At 41.1% G+C, this 14,211-nt stretch carries 13 protein-coding genes and 1 pseudogene; 3 read left to right on the plus strand and 11 right to left on the minus strand.

Going from position 1 to position 14,211, the window contains the following annotated elements; translation table 11 throughout:
- Window positions 1-10: 10 nt before the first annotated feature.
- Complete coding sequence (locus AC1WMD_RS09555; RefSeq protein WP_043904330.1) at window positions 11-1,756, minus strand: cache domain-containing protein; 1,746 nt, start codon at window positions 1,754-1,756, stop codon at window positions 11-13.
- A gap of 218 nt (window positions 1,757-1,974) precedes the next feature.
- Here AC1WMD_RS09555 and AC1WMD_RS09560 point away from each other — a divergent pair, with 218 nt between their 5' ends.
- Window positions 1,975-3,306, plus strand: a complete 1,332-nt coding sequence (locus AC1WMD_RS09560) for an APC family permease (RefSeq protein WP_494256932.1) — start codon at window positions 1,975-1,977, stop codon at window positions 3,304-3,306.
- 83 nt (window positions 3,307-3,389) lie between these two features.
- On the opposite strand, the gene AC1WMD_RS09565 is transcribed toward AC1WMD_RS09560, so the two are convergent.
- The 8 genes from AC1WMD_RS09565 to AC1WMD_RS09600 form a co-directional block, all read right to left on the minus strand.
- The gene (locus AC1WMD_RS09565) at window positions 3,390-4,118 is read right to left on the minus strand and encodes a glycerophosphodiester phosphodiesterase (protein WP_494256934.1); all 729 of its coding nucleotides are present in this window, start codon (window positions 4,116-4,118) and stop codon (window positions 3,390-3,392) included.
- Window positions 4,119-4,251: 133 nt separating this feature from the next.
- Entirely contained in the window at window positions 4,252-5,589 is a 1,338-nt protein-coding gene (locus tag AC1WMD_RS09570; RefSeq protein ID WP_494256960.1) for an ABC transporter substrate-binding protein, read from the minus strand.
- Window positions 5,590-5,606: 17 nt separating this feature from the next.
- Window positions 5,607-6,419 carry a carbohydrate ABC transporter permease gene (locus AC1WMD_RS09575; RefSeq protein ID WP_494256936.1) on the minus strand — a complete coding sequence of 271 codons (813 nt, stop codon included), beginning with the start codon at window positions 6,417-6,419 and terminating at the stop codon, window positions 5,607-5,609.
- On the minus strand, window positions 6,416-7,342 hold the full coding sequence (locus AC1WMD_RS09580; RefSeq protein ID WP_043904326.1) for a carbohydrate ABC transporter permease: 927 nt from the start codon (window positions 7,340-7,342) through the stop codon (window positions 6,416-6,418). The genes AC1WMD_RS09575 and AC1WMD_RS09580 overlap by 4 nt, the downstream gene beginning before the upstream one ends.
- Window positions 7,339-8,445, minus strand: coding sequence for an ABC transporter ATP-binding protein (locus AC1WMD_RS09585; RefSeq protein WP_043906515.1), 1,107 nt, complete (start codon window positions 8,443-8,445; stop codon window positions 7,339-7,341). Before AC1WMD_RS09585 ends, AC1WMD_RS09580 begins: the two co-directional genes overlap by 4 nt.
- Window positions 8,432-9,043, minus strand: a complete 612-nt coding sequence (locus tag AC1WMD_RS09590; protein WP_494256938.1) for a glycerol-3-phosphate responsive antiterminator — start codon at window positions 9,041-9,043, stop codon at window positions 8,432-8,434. The genes AC1WMD_RS09585 and AC1WMD_RS09590 overlap by 14 nt, the downstream gene beginning before the upstream one ends.
- A gap of 249 nt (window positions 9,044-9,292) precedes the next feature.
- Window positions 9,293-9,601: a hypothetical protein gene (locus AC1WMD_RS09595; protein WP_494256939.1), complete on the minus strand. Its 309-nt coding sequence runs from the start codon at window positions 9,599-9,601 to the stop codon at window positions 9,293-9,295.
- A gap of 12 nt (window positions 9,602-9,613) precedes the next feature.
- Window positions 9,614-9,997 carry a transcriptional regulator gene (locus AC1WMD_RS09600; protein WP_494256941.1) on the minus strand — a complete coding sequence of 128 codons (384 nt, stop codon included), beginning with the start codon at window positions 9,995-9,997 and terminating at the stop codon, window positions 9,614-9,616.
- A 1,259-nt stretch (window positions 9,998-11,256) separates the two neighbouring features.
- Between AC1WMD_RS09600 and AC1WMD_RS09605 the strand changes: the two are divergent.
- Window positions 11,257-11,568 (plus strand): annotated as a pseudogene (locus AC1WMD_RS09605) (IS1634 family transposase); the annotation flags it as partial.
- A gap of 374 nt (window positions 11,569-11,942) precedes the next feature.
- On the opposite strand, the gene AC1WMD_RS09610 reads toward AC1WMD_RS09605, so the two are convergent.
- Window positions 11,943-12,683 carry a hypothetical protein gene (locus AC1WMD_RS09610; protein WP_494256942.1) on the minus strand — a complete coding sequence of 247 codons (741 nt, stop codon included), beginning with the start codon at window positions 12,681-12,683 and terminating at the stop codon, window positions 11,943-11,945.
- Window positions 12,684-13,016: 333 nt separating this feature from the next.
- On the opposite strand from AC1WMD_RS09610, the gene AC1WMD_RS09615 reads away from it, so the two are divergent.
- A complete protein-coding gene (locus AC1WMD_RS09615) occupies window positions 13,017-13,187 on the plus strand; it encodes an integrase core domain-containing protein (protein ID WP_494256944.1) in 171 nt (56 codons plus the stop codon).
- Between the two features lie 460 nt (window positions 13,188-13,647).
- Here AC1WMD_RS09615 and AC1WMD_RS09620 read toward each other — a convergent pair.
- Window positions 13,648-14,211: IS256 family transposase (locus AC1WMD_RS09620; RefSeq protein ID WP_494256945.1), on the minus strand; the 564-nt coding region annotated here is incomplete at its 5' end.

Consider the following 14,211-nt stretch of genomic DNA (forward strand, 5'->3'; position numbering starts at 1 on the left):
ATCTTTTCACTCAGCCCTCCTGCTTTGAGGAAATGGGAAAAAGCAAACAAACGGTCGTTCCTTTTCCTTCTTCACTATAAATCTTCATTTCGCCACCATGTGCTTCCACGATTTTAAAACTTACCATTAGCCCTAGTCCTGTCCCTTTTTCTTTTGTACTGTAGAACGGTTCACCGAGCGTGGCCATTCGCTCTTTCGGAATGCCACAGCCTTCGTCTGTGATGCAAATGAGAATCGAATCTAGTCGCTGTTTCGCTTCGATCCGTAATATTCCGCCATTTGGCATCGCTTCAATTGCGTTTTTGATGATGTTGATGAACACTTGTTTCAATTGATTTTCATCACAATAAAGCGGCGGAAGTTGTTCATCAATGAAATATTGAACGGTGACATGATGCAATAGCGCTTGCCCTTCAAGAAGCTTCATCACATGTTGTAACATTTCCGATACGTGATGGTATGCCTTTTTTGCTGGATTCGGCTTTCCAAGCAATAAAAACTCATCGACAATTTCGTTCAATCGCTCTAACTCCGCTTCAATAATATCGAAATACACCTGATTGCGTTCTCCCTCTTTTAAAAGCTGGATAAACCCTTTCAGCGATGTTAATGGGTTACGGATTTCGTGGGCAACCCCTGCCGCCAATTCACCGACAACCGCTAGTTTTTCCGATTTTCGCAACAGTTCTTCTGACTGTTGAATAGAATCAATCATGTAATTGAAGCGCTTTGCAAGCAAGCCAATTTCCGTTGGATCGGTTTCGTCTGCGCGAACATGTTTGTTTCCTTTTGCGACCGCTTCTGCCACATCACATAACCGGCGAATCGGATGGACAATTTGCTGGGCATAGAGCGCTGTTAAAAGCGATAAAATGAAAAATGCCGCAATAGAAGCAAACCAAAGCGCCTTTTCAAACAACGCATAAGGTTTATAAATCTCCGAAACAGGCACTTGCGCAACAACACCCCATTGTAAAATCGGAATGTACGCATAGGAAGCAAGCATCGCCACTCCTTCCGTATTGACGACTTCTTCATAGCCTGATTGTCCTCGAAGCAATTTTTGCACAACAGCATTTTCGACGACATTATCGCCAATTCGCTTTTTCGATGGATGAGTAATAATGTTCCCATTGCGATCGACAATGAACGTATAGCCGTGTTCACCAATTCGAAAACTTTGAACAATGGATCGAAATAGATTATTATGTTCAATTCGCATCGATAAGTTGACGACTCTCTCCACTTCATTCCGTTCATTTAAAACAGGAACAGAAATAACGAGTAAATAACGTCCCGTATCCGCGGAGACGACATCGCTGAAGTAAGCTTTTTTCGTTCGCAACGCTTGCTGGAAGTATTCACGCTTACTTAAGTTATAGTTTAATAGATAGCTCAAGTCATTAGGATAAAATCCTTTCACATATCCGTGCGAATCTAATACTGTACCGCTATCAATGTAAGGAGAAATTTGAATAATATGTTCAAGTCCTTCTGACCATTGCTTGGCATCGTTCACCCGAAAACGTGGATCGTTTTGCACGTATTGCTCAAACTTATTTAAATCCTCGCCAATTTGAACAATTTGTTCTTTCATTCGCAAAACGGTCTTATCCGTCATGTAGCGATATTGTTCTTTGGTGATTTCCGGCAAAGACATCCGAGCAATCATAAACATTAATGCTAGCAAAGCAAAAATAACGACTAAATTAATGAGATAAATTTTCCAAAAAATACGTGACCGTATCCAATTCATTTCCTGCGACTCCCTACGTCATTCGTTGTAGATTTTTCCTATACTATTTATACCATGAAAAGACATGTTTCATCGTGTACAAAAAACTCGTTCATGTCAAGAAATGAAGTTGATTCTCCATAATGTTTTAATTTTTGAAAAATAACAATTTACTTAATCTCATGTTATAATGATTGAGTACTTATCAGAAAAACATTTGTCTTTTTGAGGTGAACAAAATGGAGCAAGCTGAATTAAGAAAAAGCATTGGCTTTATCGTTGCAACATCTTTAGTCATCGGCACGGTCATCGGTTCCGGCATTTTCATGAAACCAGGCGTGGTCATCGCCGCCGCTGGTGACTCGACAATGGCCCTATGGGCATGGGTCATCGGTGGCATCATTACATTAGCGAGCGGGTTGACGATCGCGGAAGTGAGCGTAAAAATCCCGAAAACCGGAGGACTGTATGCTTATGTAGAAGAGGTGTACGGAAAGTTTTGGGGCTTTTTATGCGGATGGGTGCAAACGATCATCTACGGCCCAGCGGTGATCGGAGCGCTCGGGTTATACTTCGGTTCGTTATTTGCAGGGGTGTTCAGTTTTTCCAAACAGACGGAAACATGGATCGGAATTTTGGCTGTTCTTTTTCTTGCGCTCATTAACATACTTGGAACACAATATGGCGGAACAGTTCAAAGCTTGTTAACATTAGCAAAACTGCTTCCAATCTTCCTTATTATCGTGTTTGGAATGGTTCAAGGAGATGCGCCTGTGTTCGGAATGGAAAGCGAAAGCAGCCAAGCGATCAGCATGGGTGCTGCTGTATTAGCGACGCTTTGGGCATACGACGGCTGGATGAACGTCGGGTTTGTGGCAGGCGAAATGAAAAATCCAGCAAAAACGTTGCCAAAAGCCATTATTACTGGAATTGTCATTGTCACGCTTTGCTACTTAGCCGTCAATGTCGCGATCCTTCACGTACTTCCTGCCAGTAAAATTGTCGAGCTTGGCCCGAACGCCGCAAAAGAAGTCGCGACGTTACTATTTGGCGATGTAGGCGGAAAAATGATTGCGATCGGCATTTTAATTTCCATTTTCGGTTGTTTAAATGGAAAGATTTTAACATTCCCACGCATGCCGTTTGCCATGGCAGAAAACGGACTGTTCCCTGGCGCTCGTTTCTTATCACGCGTTCACCCAACGTTTCACACTCCTGTTCAAGCAACCGTTTTACAAGTAGCGATCGCTGTGGCGATGATGTTAATGACAAGCCCAGATCGCTTGACCGATATCGCCATTTTTAGTGTTTTCTCCTTTTACGGCTTAGCGTTTTGCGCCGTATTTTTGCTGCGGAAAAATCAGAAGTCCGATCATTTGCTATATAAAGTGCCTTTATATCCTGTAACGCCTATTGTCGCGATTGCGGGAGCGCTTTACATCATTGGAAGCACCGTCATCCATCAGCCGCTCGATGCTTTTCTTTCTGTGTTAATCACATTATCCGGAATTCCTATTTATTGGAATCTTACAACCAAACAAAAAGATAAAATAGCAAAAAAAGCAGGTTAAAAAATATCCCTCGACTACCCCCTCCTAAATGCTTCGCATTATAGAAAGGGAATGTGTCGAGGGTTTTCGTTCTCTGCTTCTTCTTAAGACTGACACTTCTCCGTCAAAATTTCATTCGGAAAATCTGTCATTAGCGCCGATACGCCCGCATTCCACAACATCGGTACTACCTTTGCATCATTCACCGTATAAACGCGCAATTTCATCCCTTGGGCCACCGCTTTTTTTCCTTCTGAAGATAAAACAAACGGCAAATTCCCATGTATCGCTTGAGCATTCACTACTTTTGCCCTTGGAACTGCGCTTTCATTCACTCCTTCAAACAATGTGCCAATTTCAATGGTCGGATGAAGCTGCCGTGCCTTTAGCATACTAAATATGTTAAAAGAAGATAATATAACCTGGTCTTCCAATTGGAATTGCCCAATCATTTTGAGCACCTTTTCTTCTAAATGCGGATAATCGATTGCGTCATTTTTTAGCTCAATATTAATCATTATTTTTCTATCTAAATCTTGAACCCACTCCAGCACCTCCATCAAGGCGGGAATACGTTGGCGGGCAAAATGGTCATGAAACCAGCTTCCCGCATCAAGCAAACGAAGCTGTTTATAAAGAAAGTCTTTGACATAACCAATCCCATCCGTTGTTCGGTCGACTCGTTCATCATGAATGACGACAATTTCCCCATCTTTTGTCATTTGTACATCTAATTCAATCCCGTCAGCACCCACATCGTACGCTTTTTGAAACGCCAGCATGGTGTTTTCGGGATATTTCCCGCTAAATCCCCGATGGGCATAAACTTCCATTCCTCTCCACACCCCCATTGATGAGTAAATCAAAGGAGCTGACCCATAAGCGTCTGACCTCATATAGTTATGCCCTGCATATGGTTGTTGGGTCTGACGCTTTGCTTTTAGGCCAGCCCCGTTGATTTCCAACTTATTTCTTATTCGCTACTTCAAGAGCCCGGTCCGTTTCCTCTGCTGCACGATCCAGCGCTTCTTTCGGATCAGCGCCTTGGTATAAGCTTTCCATTGCTTTTACTACTTTTTGGCGGGATTCCGGAAAAACAGAGATGAGCGCTCCTTGTGTCGCAGGTATTGGTTTTGTTTGTTTCAATTGATCGACGGTTACTTTTAATTGAGGGTATTTTTCCCACTCCGCTTTCACGATCTCTTCGTCATAAGCGGCTGGATTAATCGCAAAATACCCTGTTTTCACATGCCATTTCGCTTGGACTTCAGGTGTTGCTAAATATTTCATGAACTCCCATGCCGCTTTTTGCTGTTTTTCACTAATATCTTTGCTCATCCATAGCGACGCTCCGCCAATGATCACTCCTTGGCGCTCTACACGATCTGGAACTGGCAAGTAAGAAACTCCCACCTCAAACGGCGCATTGTCGATAATCGTTTTCACCCCTGCAGAAGAGTCTAAATACATCGCGATTTTCTTGGATTGAAACGCCGCGCGCATATCATCCCAGTTTTGTCCTACGTTGTAGAACGTTCCTTCTTTATACATGTCACGAATCAAATCAAATACACGCAATCCTTCTTCACTATTAAAAATCGCTTTCTTGGCGTTCCCCTTGCGTCCATTTTCATTATTGACGTACAGCCCGCCTTGCACCGCAAGCATTTCTTCAAAAAACCAACCGTAATTTAAAATCGAAAAACCATATTGGGTCGTTTGTCCCCCTTGTTTTTTTGTCAATTTTTTTGCCGCTTCTTTTAACTCGCTATACGTCATCGGCGGCTTTTCAGGGTCCAATCCTGCTTCTTTGAACGCATCTTTGTTATAAATCAGCACAGGCGTGGAGGAGTTGAACGGCATGGAGTAGATTTTTCCATCCACCGTATAATAATTGACGATATTTTTTTCCCATTGCGATGTGTCATAATTTTCTTCATCAATAAATTTTTGTACAGGCTGAATTTTGCCGCTATCAATCATATACTTTGTTCCAACTTCAAATGTTTGCATAATCGTTGGCGCGTCTTTCGTTCCAGCCACTGTATTGAATTTCGTCAACGCTTCTTCGTATGTGCCTTGAAAAATCGGCTTTACCTCAATAGAAGGATGGGACTGATTAAATTCCTCGACAATTTCTTTTAATACCGTTTCTAAATCGCCGCTCATCGCATGCCAAAAAATGACCTCTGTTTTCCCGTCTTTGTTTTCAGATGGAGCGGCTGTTGCTTCGTTGTTTTGGCTTGAACAAGCGGTCAGTGTCATTAAAATGAACGCGAACAAAATGAAAATTCCTTTTTTCATGATCATTTTTCTCCCCCTTATTTAATCGCTCCCTGCATAAGTCCTTTTTGAAGATGCTTTTGCCCGACAAACAACAACAATAATGTTGGCAAAATGATCACGACAACTGCCGCCATCACCACCCCCCATTCTGTCGAAATTTCTTGCGATTGCATTTGCTTTAATCCGATTTGGACGGTGCGAACACGGTCATTATTGGTAACGAGCAAAGGCCATAAATACATATTCCAAGTCGTTAAAAAGCTATAAACTCCTAATGTAACTAAGCTCGTTTTCGATAACGGAAGAACAATATTCCAAAAGAAGCGAAAGCGGCCAACCCCTGATACTTGCGCCGCCTCATATAATTCCAGTGGAATCGTCTTAAAGTGCTGGCGCAAAAGAAATATGCCGAAAGCTAAAGCAAAAAATGGAACTGTCAATCCTAAATAGCTATTCAGCCAGCCAAGTTTTTGAACGGTCAAAAAATTCGGAATCATCGTTGCCTCCCAAGGGATCAGCATCGTTGCGATACATAGAAAAAAGAGAACATCTCTCCCTTTGAAGTTTAAAAACACGAAAGCAAATGCCGCTAAGCTTGACACGATCAACTGTCCGGACATAACAATCAACGAAACAATAAAGCTGTTTAACAAATACTCTAGCAACGGAACTTTCTGAAACGCCGCAACATAGTTAGCCATCGTAAACTTCTGCGGCCATATATGCCCCTGCAGCACTTCCGCTCCATTCATAAAACTGATGAGAAACGCGTAAACAATCGGAAACAGCACGACAACAGAACAAATGATGAGAAGGGCATACAACAGAAACGTTCGTAACACGTTCATTGATAATGAACCTTCCTCTCCCCGAATTTAAATTGCAAAAAGGTAACCACTAAAACCGCGAAAAAGAGAAGGACCGCTTGGGCACTAGCCGAACCGAAGTTGTAATTAATAAAAGCATCTTTGTAAATGGAGTAAACAATGACATTCGTTGCGTCCATCGGTCCGCCCTTCGTTAACATATCGATTTGGCCAAACGTTTGGAACGAATGAATGAGCGAAACCGTCGTCACAAAAAAGAGCGTTGGCGACAATAAAGGCAATGTCACTTTGCGCAGTTGATACCAGTAGCTCACCCCCGCAATGCGCGCACTTTCATATAAAGTCGGGTCGATATTTTGCAATCCTCCGAGCAAAATCAGAAAGGTAAAACCTGTATTCATCCAAATCGTTGAAATGGCGACAGAAATGAGCGCTAATTTCGGGTCAAGCAGCCACTGAACGTCGGAAATTCCAAATAAAGATAGCATTTTATTGATAACCCCGATGGAAGGATTGTACATAAACATCCAAATGACAGAAGAGGCCGCTACACTCATGCCCATTGTCGAAGAAAAAAACGTGCGGAACAAACCGATTCCTTTCAGCTTTTCATTGGCCATGAGCGCTAAACATAACGCTAGAAAAACACTGGCCGGAACGGTGTAGCAAACGAATAACAATGTCGCTTTTGCGCTTTGCAGAAAGTTAACATCTTTTAACAAATAAACAAAATTCTCGATCCCGACAAATTGAACAGGATTTCCTTGATGATCTGTTACATAGAGACTTAAATACATGGTTCGCAGCATCGGGTAAAAAAGAAAAATAGAAAACAAAATAAGCGATGGAAGCAAGTACACTATTCCTTCCAACGTTGCCCGTATCGCTCGTTTGCGGCGAATCGGAACAGATGGAGATGATTTCATGGAAAGCGATGTATTCATTGGCGTTCCTCCTTGCCGGCCGCATAAGAAGGCATCGAGCGATTCAACCGCTGGCCATTTTCATGAAAGAAAAGGAAATCTGTTTCATCAATGGTTAAAGGCACTCGTTCACCGGCATGAACGTTCCATTGCCCGTTCCATCGCGCAATCCAATGCTCGTTTTTCGTTAGTTCAAATGTGACGAGCGTTTCCGTACCTAAAATTTCCACATTGACGACTTTCGCTACAAAATGGTCATCGCCTGACTTGGCAAGGCGGATATGTTCCGGACGGACGCCAACAATGATTTGTTGTGTGGAAGAAGGCAAAAGGCGATGAAACCGGATCGCCCGTCCACCGTTAAAAAGCAACAAACTTTCCAGCACCTTTGCTTCCGCCAAATTCATTGGCGGCGCGCCGATGAAAGAAGCAACAAATGTATTGGCAGGATGGTTATAAATGTCAAGCGGAGCCCCGATTTGCTGCGGCCGCCCTTCGTGTAAAATCATCATTCGATCCGCCATCGTCATCGCTTCTACTTGATCATGCGTCACATAAACCATGGTGATCCCTAGTCGTCTTTGCAGCTGGCGAATTTCGGAACGCATTTTTGCCCGTAATTTTGCATCTAAATTCGATAAAGGCTCATCCATTAAGCAAATAGGCGCATGAGTGACAATCGCTCTCGCTAGCGCTACACGCTGGCGCTGCCCACCGGATAATTCGCGCGGTTTATGTTTGAGAAAATCGGTCAAACCAAGCATCTCTGCTGCTTCCAAACAGCGTTTCTTTTGTTCTTGTTTCGAAATTTTCTTTGTATGTAGACCAAAAGTAATGTTTTGCTCAACGGTTAAATGCGGGTACAGCGCATAGTTTTGAAATACCATCGACAAATTGCGTTCGCTCGGCGGCAGATCATTGGCCTCTATCCCGCCGATGAGCAAAGTCCCGGATGTAATCGTTTCTAACCCGGCTATCATCCGTAAAATCGTGCTTTTGCCGCAACCAGACGGACCGACAAGAACGAAAAATTCCCCCGGTTCAATGGAAACACTTAAATCGTGAATGACATTCTCTTTTCCGTTGTAAGACTTGCACACATGAACTAATTCAATTTTCGCCACGCGCATGCACCTCTTCCCTGCTTATGCTTCCCCATTTTTTCCACAACCATGGGCGTCCCGTCGAAACAGAAACCGCCCCGCTTTGCAGCGCAGCTTCAATATGTTTCTCATGTTGAATCAGCCCGCCGGTAATAATGGGAACGTGCGTCTGTTTCCGGACCATCTCAATCATTTCAGGAATCAGCCCGGGCATAATCTCTAATGCATCCGGCTGGACATCATGAATGCTTTTTATTCCATTTTCCACCGCATCGGTATCCACTAAAAACAAGCGCTGAACGGTCATCAACCCTTCTTTTTTCGCTAATTGAACGAGAGAGCTTTTGGTCGTCACAATCCCATGCGGCTTTATAAATTTTGCCAAAAACTTCAACCCCTCCCGGTCATAACTAATTCCTGGAATCTTTTCGACATGAAGAAAAACAAACCGTTGATGTTCCTTTAATAAATCGACATATCGTTTAATCACACTAATGTTTCCCGTTTGCAAAAAGGCGACTTGCAATTCGGTTTGGAGAAACATTTCTAGATACTTTGGGCTTTTAATTGCGGCAATGAGCCGATCGCTTCGGATGCACTCCAACCATCGTTCGCTCAAAACAATCCCCCTTTCACAAATTAAAAGAAAAAGAAACCATGAAAACATATAGGAGCGTTTCGTAAGATCGCTTCCTTTTTGCTTTCACGGTTTCTCATCCTCTCAACCTACCCATTCACTTTTACTTTCATCATAGGTGATTTTTATAAATGGCGTGTTAATAGAGAATTGTTTTTTTGTAAAATTCGGATATTTTATAAACAGAGCCAAATTTTCGCTGCCCGAAAATAAAAGAGCTTATCGCTCGGTTTACATTATTCTTATTTTGAATTTGTTGCCATCATCAAAACCAATAAAATAATTGCCCTCAATTGCACCCATCTTGTTTTTCTTAAAACAATCTTTTAGATCTTCTACTATTTTCTCTAAAGGTTCTTTTTTATGCTTTACTCCATAACCACTCATTTCAATTCCTTCTGGTATCGCGCTAACAAACGTATTATTCAACATTTTGAATTTGCCATCTTTATAGCCTATAATACCGTTATCTGACTTTATGCAAGCTAAATTGTATTTGAAGAGTATATCAGCTAACTCTTTCATAAATACGGCACTCATCTGCATCCCATCTCACCCCAATCGCATAAATAATTTCATCCGCCGCCGCACGGCTTGGCGTTTGCTTAATTTATCAGCTAGTCCATCCCATGTATACCGTCTTGTCCAATCCCATAATCGAATCAGCCTTTGATGCGTTTTTGGCAATTGTGTATATACCGCGTTTGCTATTTCTTCTAACTGTGCTAACCGCTTATGTGTCGTCTGTCGTGCAGCGTTGGATTCCATCGGCTTCCTTGGAAGAGAATCGCGGCCGCTACCTATGTTTTCATCGACTCCCTCTCGACAAAACATGAGATTATTTCGAATCATTTGTATCTCTTTCGATGGATCGTGATAGCAATACCATTTTGCTTCGACATGTTTGAACGCAGCTTTTTTAAGCTTCGTTGCCAACGCTATTTTCATCTCCCTTCGATATTTTTTCTATAACATATAATAAGCATGTTCTCCTTTATATTCCTCCGCTTGATAACTAGTACAAAGTAAAATGAGATTATTGACTATCATCTTTTGTCTGCCTTCTGAAAATCTCACAATATGATAGACATCTACTTTATTAGCTGTTGATCGCACCGTTTTCATCCGCTTTCCTCTTCGCATACTCTCATTGTTTTCTAAAATAGACATAACAAAAAACGCCTATTATTTCGCTATTTCGAAATAAAAAGCGTTGGACATTACGTTTATAAAGGGCCGCTGCTGTACAACGGAGGCGACCGCTTTCCTGCTGCGCTGTCAACGATAAGTCGACGCCAAGTCAACGAAAAGAAAAAACCACGCCAAACGTTGATTTGACGCGGTTCTAAGACGTTAGATGATTTCGGCTGGGTTCGAAGTACGCGACTTCTACCCTGTCAAGGTGAAACAGATGATTTTCTGAATTTTATTTGAGAAAGATAAGACCTTTAATACTTGAAAAATGTTGATATACCAAGGTTTCGCTAATTTCAACATTCGCTAGGTTATACCGAATTTATCGAACGGCACTATTTTGGGCACCAAATTTGGCACCACTTATGGCACCAACAAAAAGTCCTCTAAAGGTTGATGTGGTAAGCTTTCTAAGCACATTAAGAATACTGGAGGGCTTAATAAAATGGATTCTACTAACCGTAACGAAATGCTTGAATATCTTATTTGACTAATTCGACATGAGAAATATCACATTGAAAGAGAATCAAAATATGTTTCTGAATTAGCTGATTTAGTTATTAGCGAATTTGTTAGTGGCAATTAAGAATTGTAGTGTTTGGCAATTAAGGATATGCATAATTTATTGCATATTCACCGCTTTACATGGAGTGGCGGGTATGATAGGCTTATATGCCTTGCAAAGTCCTGTGGCTTGCCCCCTTTGCCAGAAAGCATGCCCGCAGAGGCTCCATGTCAAGCGACAACAGGTATGAAATTTTATACAGATCATTGAATATTCTTATTTGCCATTTCATGCATTTTTTAATTGCCAAAAACAGCGAATTACAACATATAAGGAATTTAGCACAAGATACAAGAGCTAGCCACATTGCCAGCCTTATATACGATATTTTAGAGACGAAATTGTGCGATTTAAGGAATGGTATAGAGAGGAATGGGAGTAGTTTTATGAACCGCTCAATTACTTTGAACGATTTTTGTTATTGATAGGATTCCTGTTATCTGCCGAAAAAGTAACGCTTGGATATAAACAACTAGTCGATATCGAGGATGCCTTTCGGAACTCTAAAGTCGACGCTCGAATTACAACCGGTATATCATCGCTTGGAAGACTCCATTCGTGCACATGTACTGAACAGTTGACTGGCTCTTCTGCTAGTTCAAATCGTTGAAATTCGCACCGGCGAGTCGTGACGAAGGGTGAGGAATGACCGCAGAGACTTACTTTAGGATATTTTTCTTCAAAATATGGAGACCTATATCAATGGATGGAACCTACTGACAAACAATGTCAACTCTGCACGGCGTAGGAGTGGAGATTCCCCTAGGAATCATAGACATTTAGCCTAACTCCTAGATACACACGTGAAGTGTGTCGAATCGTTCCCCATTGTGAATTAAGGATTGGTGAACAATTTGTTTTCCTAGTGAGTGTCGAACTCGTGAAGAATCTGTAAAGGCGAAAATCAAAGCCCCTAATAATTCCGCTTAAGTTCGTTATTGTCAGAGATATGTGGCTTACAGGAATAAATATTAAACCAATGAAGTTTCCTTATGTTGATAGGCCCTTGAAGGGACATAACTTAGAGAAGATACCCCAAAATATAGCAAAAAAAGTTAAAATCAAGCCGTGCTGTTTGACAATAAAACGAGACTTAGAGATTCTACCCGTCCCTGTACCTTCTTACCTGTACTTTCTTACTGTGGCTAAGATGTTTCTGAATATATCTTTTTCCGATAGTCCCTTGGTGGTTATTTGAACTGGTATCCTGGTAATTGTATGGAAACCGTCAAAATTTTTAATTTGATTCCACGACATTGAATCTATACTACACTTAACACCTGCATTTGATAACGCTTGTCTATTCCATAAAAACACATCACACTCTTTATTCGGATATTGATGGTAGGCACTGAAGGCACGATCAGTCAAATTACTACTTCCTATAATCGCCCCAACAAACTCCCCTTTATGAAGTTTGACTGCTACTTTTGCATGCCAACTGCTATCGTGCTGAACTTCAATAATAATAGATTTTTGAGGGATATTGGTATGCCTTTTCAAATAATCTTCAAAATGCCTGAAATTACACATATAGCACTTAGAACCCACTATATAATTTTGGCCTGGCGGGAAGGTATGTCCCTGATTAGATAGACAACTATTTTCATGTTTCCAGAATCTTCCCCCTATTATTCTTAGTGTTCCTCCTTGGGGGAGCCCATCGTTTATAGCTTCAGCCAAATCATCAATATACATCCTTCCATTTGGTTGTGGGTTAGTAGGGTCGAAAAAAATTGCTTCTTCTATATAACCAGTTGATATTATTAATTCATCACCTGGAAAATATTTAGCTAATTCAAGCAAGTGATCCCTAAAAGGATTTTCATTTGGATATTGTCTAAATAGTATACAAATTCCCATCCCTATAACCCCCTAGTTTTCTTTTATTTTCATACTCAATTATATGAATGAGAATTGTTAACTAATTCGCGTTTTAAATAAAAAAGCAGTAAAAGCAGCTCGTCCGTAAAGAAGACGATAAGTGGATTTATCTGGATCCTTTTATACGTTGTAAAGTGAAGTTCCAATGTTGGACAAATGCTGGACTGACGAAAGCTCCCTAGTTTCGTGAATTAGTCATCAAAGCGTTACAACGAGCTTTAAACAAACTAGTAGGGAGATTCGGATTGAGGGAGCCAGTATGTCTCCAATGATAATTAACAACTGTTACATGAGTATCATTTCCAAGTCAATATGTCGAAACCTAGGAGCTGTTACGACAAAGTTTGTATGGAGTCGTTTCATAACTTACTCAAGAAAGAGTGCATTTATCTGAATCGATTCCGTACAAGGAAAGAAGCGAAACACAAACTACATTGTATGCTTTTACAACCAAAAAAGAAGTCACTCCGGACCTGGTTATGAATCATCATCTGAATTTGAAGCTGCTTACTATGCCAACCAGAGAAAAGTAGCTGCATAAATTCAGCTATTTCTCTTCTCTGTTTAACGTGTTCTTTTTCTTGACATAACACCAGAATTTATGAGTGCTTTATCATTGGACAAATTAACTTTAATTATGAAGAAGTTATATAGAAAAGTTTAATCTATTTATCATTAACAGAAGAAATCTAATCATACTTAGCTATCCTTTGGAGAGTTTTTTAAATTAATCACAAAAATAAAATAGAAAATATGAACAAATTCTTATTTTCATATCAGGTAAGGTACCGTCAAGAATTTTGTGTAATGTAATGGGGTAGGGTTTCTCTGAAATGGATTTGGAATGAATAGGGAACTAGTTTCCTCCAAACAGGAGACTGAATATTCAGTCTCCTGTTTGGAAAGGGAGAATCCCCCTATTTTGTTTATTTACAGTATTTGGTTAATGATAACGTTCTTCAAACATTCGTTGAAGGGCTTCATGTGCTTCGGCAAATCCTCGCAACTTTCGCCCTGCCCATTTCTCATTAAAATCTTGGATGGTCAAATACACGACTTTTTCAGCGGCTTCTAAACTACTCAAACTGTTCATCGGCTTTAGACGTTTCCGAATCTCTTTGATCGTTCGTTCAATGGCATTGGTCGTGTAAATCACACTTCGAATACTGCTTGGATAATCCATAAATGTAAGGAGGACATCCAACTCATTGGCCCAAGATTGAACTTCTCTCGGATACTTGCTGGACCATTTCGACTCAAACTGTTGAAACATCTGTAACGCAATCTCCTTATTCGGTGCGCGATAAATCAGTTTGAGATCCTCTGCCACTTCAAATTGATCTTTTTTCCGAACACGATTTAAGGTATTACGTACTTTGTGAACGACACAGCGCTGCACATCGGCTTTCGGATAAACGGCTTTAAAGGCTTCCTCCAGTCCCGGAAGGCCATCGAATACACCAAGAAGTACTTCCTGTAATCCTCTCTTGTAGAGATTGTGGAGAAT

The sequence above is a fragment of the Parageobacillus sp. NEAU-HV-2 genome, assembly GCF_059115485.1.

Excerpts from the sequence above, each read along its gene's own strand:
- AC1WMD_RS09610 (WP_494256942.1), bottom strand. The coding sequence starts at position 12,683 with ATGGGAATTTGTATACTATTTAGACAATATCCAAATGAAAATCCTTTT.
- AC1WMD_RS09560 (WP_494256932.1), top strand. The coding sequence starts at position 1,975 with ATGGAGCAAGCTGAATTAAGAAAAAGCATTGGCTTTATCGTTGCAACA.
- AC1WMD_RS09565 (WP_494256934.1), bottom strand. The coding sequence starts at position 4,118 with ATGGAAGTTTATGCCCATCGGGGATTTAGCGGGAAATATCCCGAAAAC.
- AC1WMD_RS09580 (WP_043904326.1), bottom strand. The coding sequence starts at position 7,342 with ATGAATACATCGCTTTCCATGAAATCATCTCCATCTGTTCCGATTCGC.
- AC1WMD_RS09615 (WP_494256944.1), top strand. The coding sequence starts at position 13,017 with ATGTCGAAACCTAGGAGCTGTTACGACAAAGTTTGTATGGAGTCGTTT.
- AC1WMD_RS09570 (WP_494256960.1), bottom strand. The coding sequence starts at position 5,589 with ATGAAAAAAGGAATTTTCATTTTGTTCGCGTTCATTTTAATGACACTG.
- AC1WMD_RS09575 (WP_494256936.1), bottom strand. The coding sequence starts at position 6,419 with ATGAACGTGTTACGAACGTTTCTGTTGTATGCCCTTCTCATCATTTGT.
- AC1WMD_RS09595 (WP_494256939.1), bottom strand. The coding sequence starts at position 9,601 with ATGAGTGCCGTATTTATGAAAGAGTTAGCTGATATACTCTTCAAATAC.
- AC1WMD_RS09555 (WP_043904330.1), bottom strand. The coding sequence starts at position 1,756 with ATGAATTGGATACGGTCACGTATTTTTTGGAAAATTTATCTCATTAAT.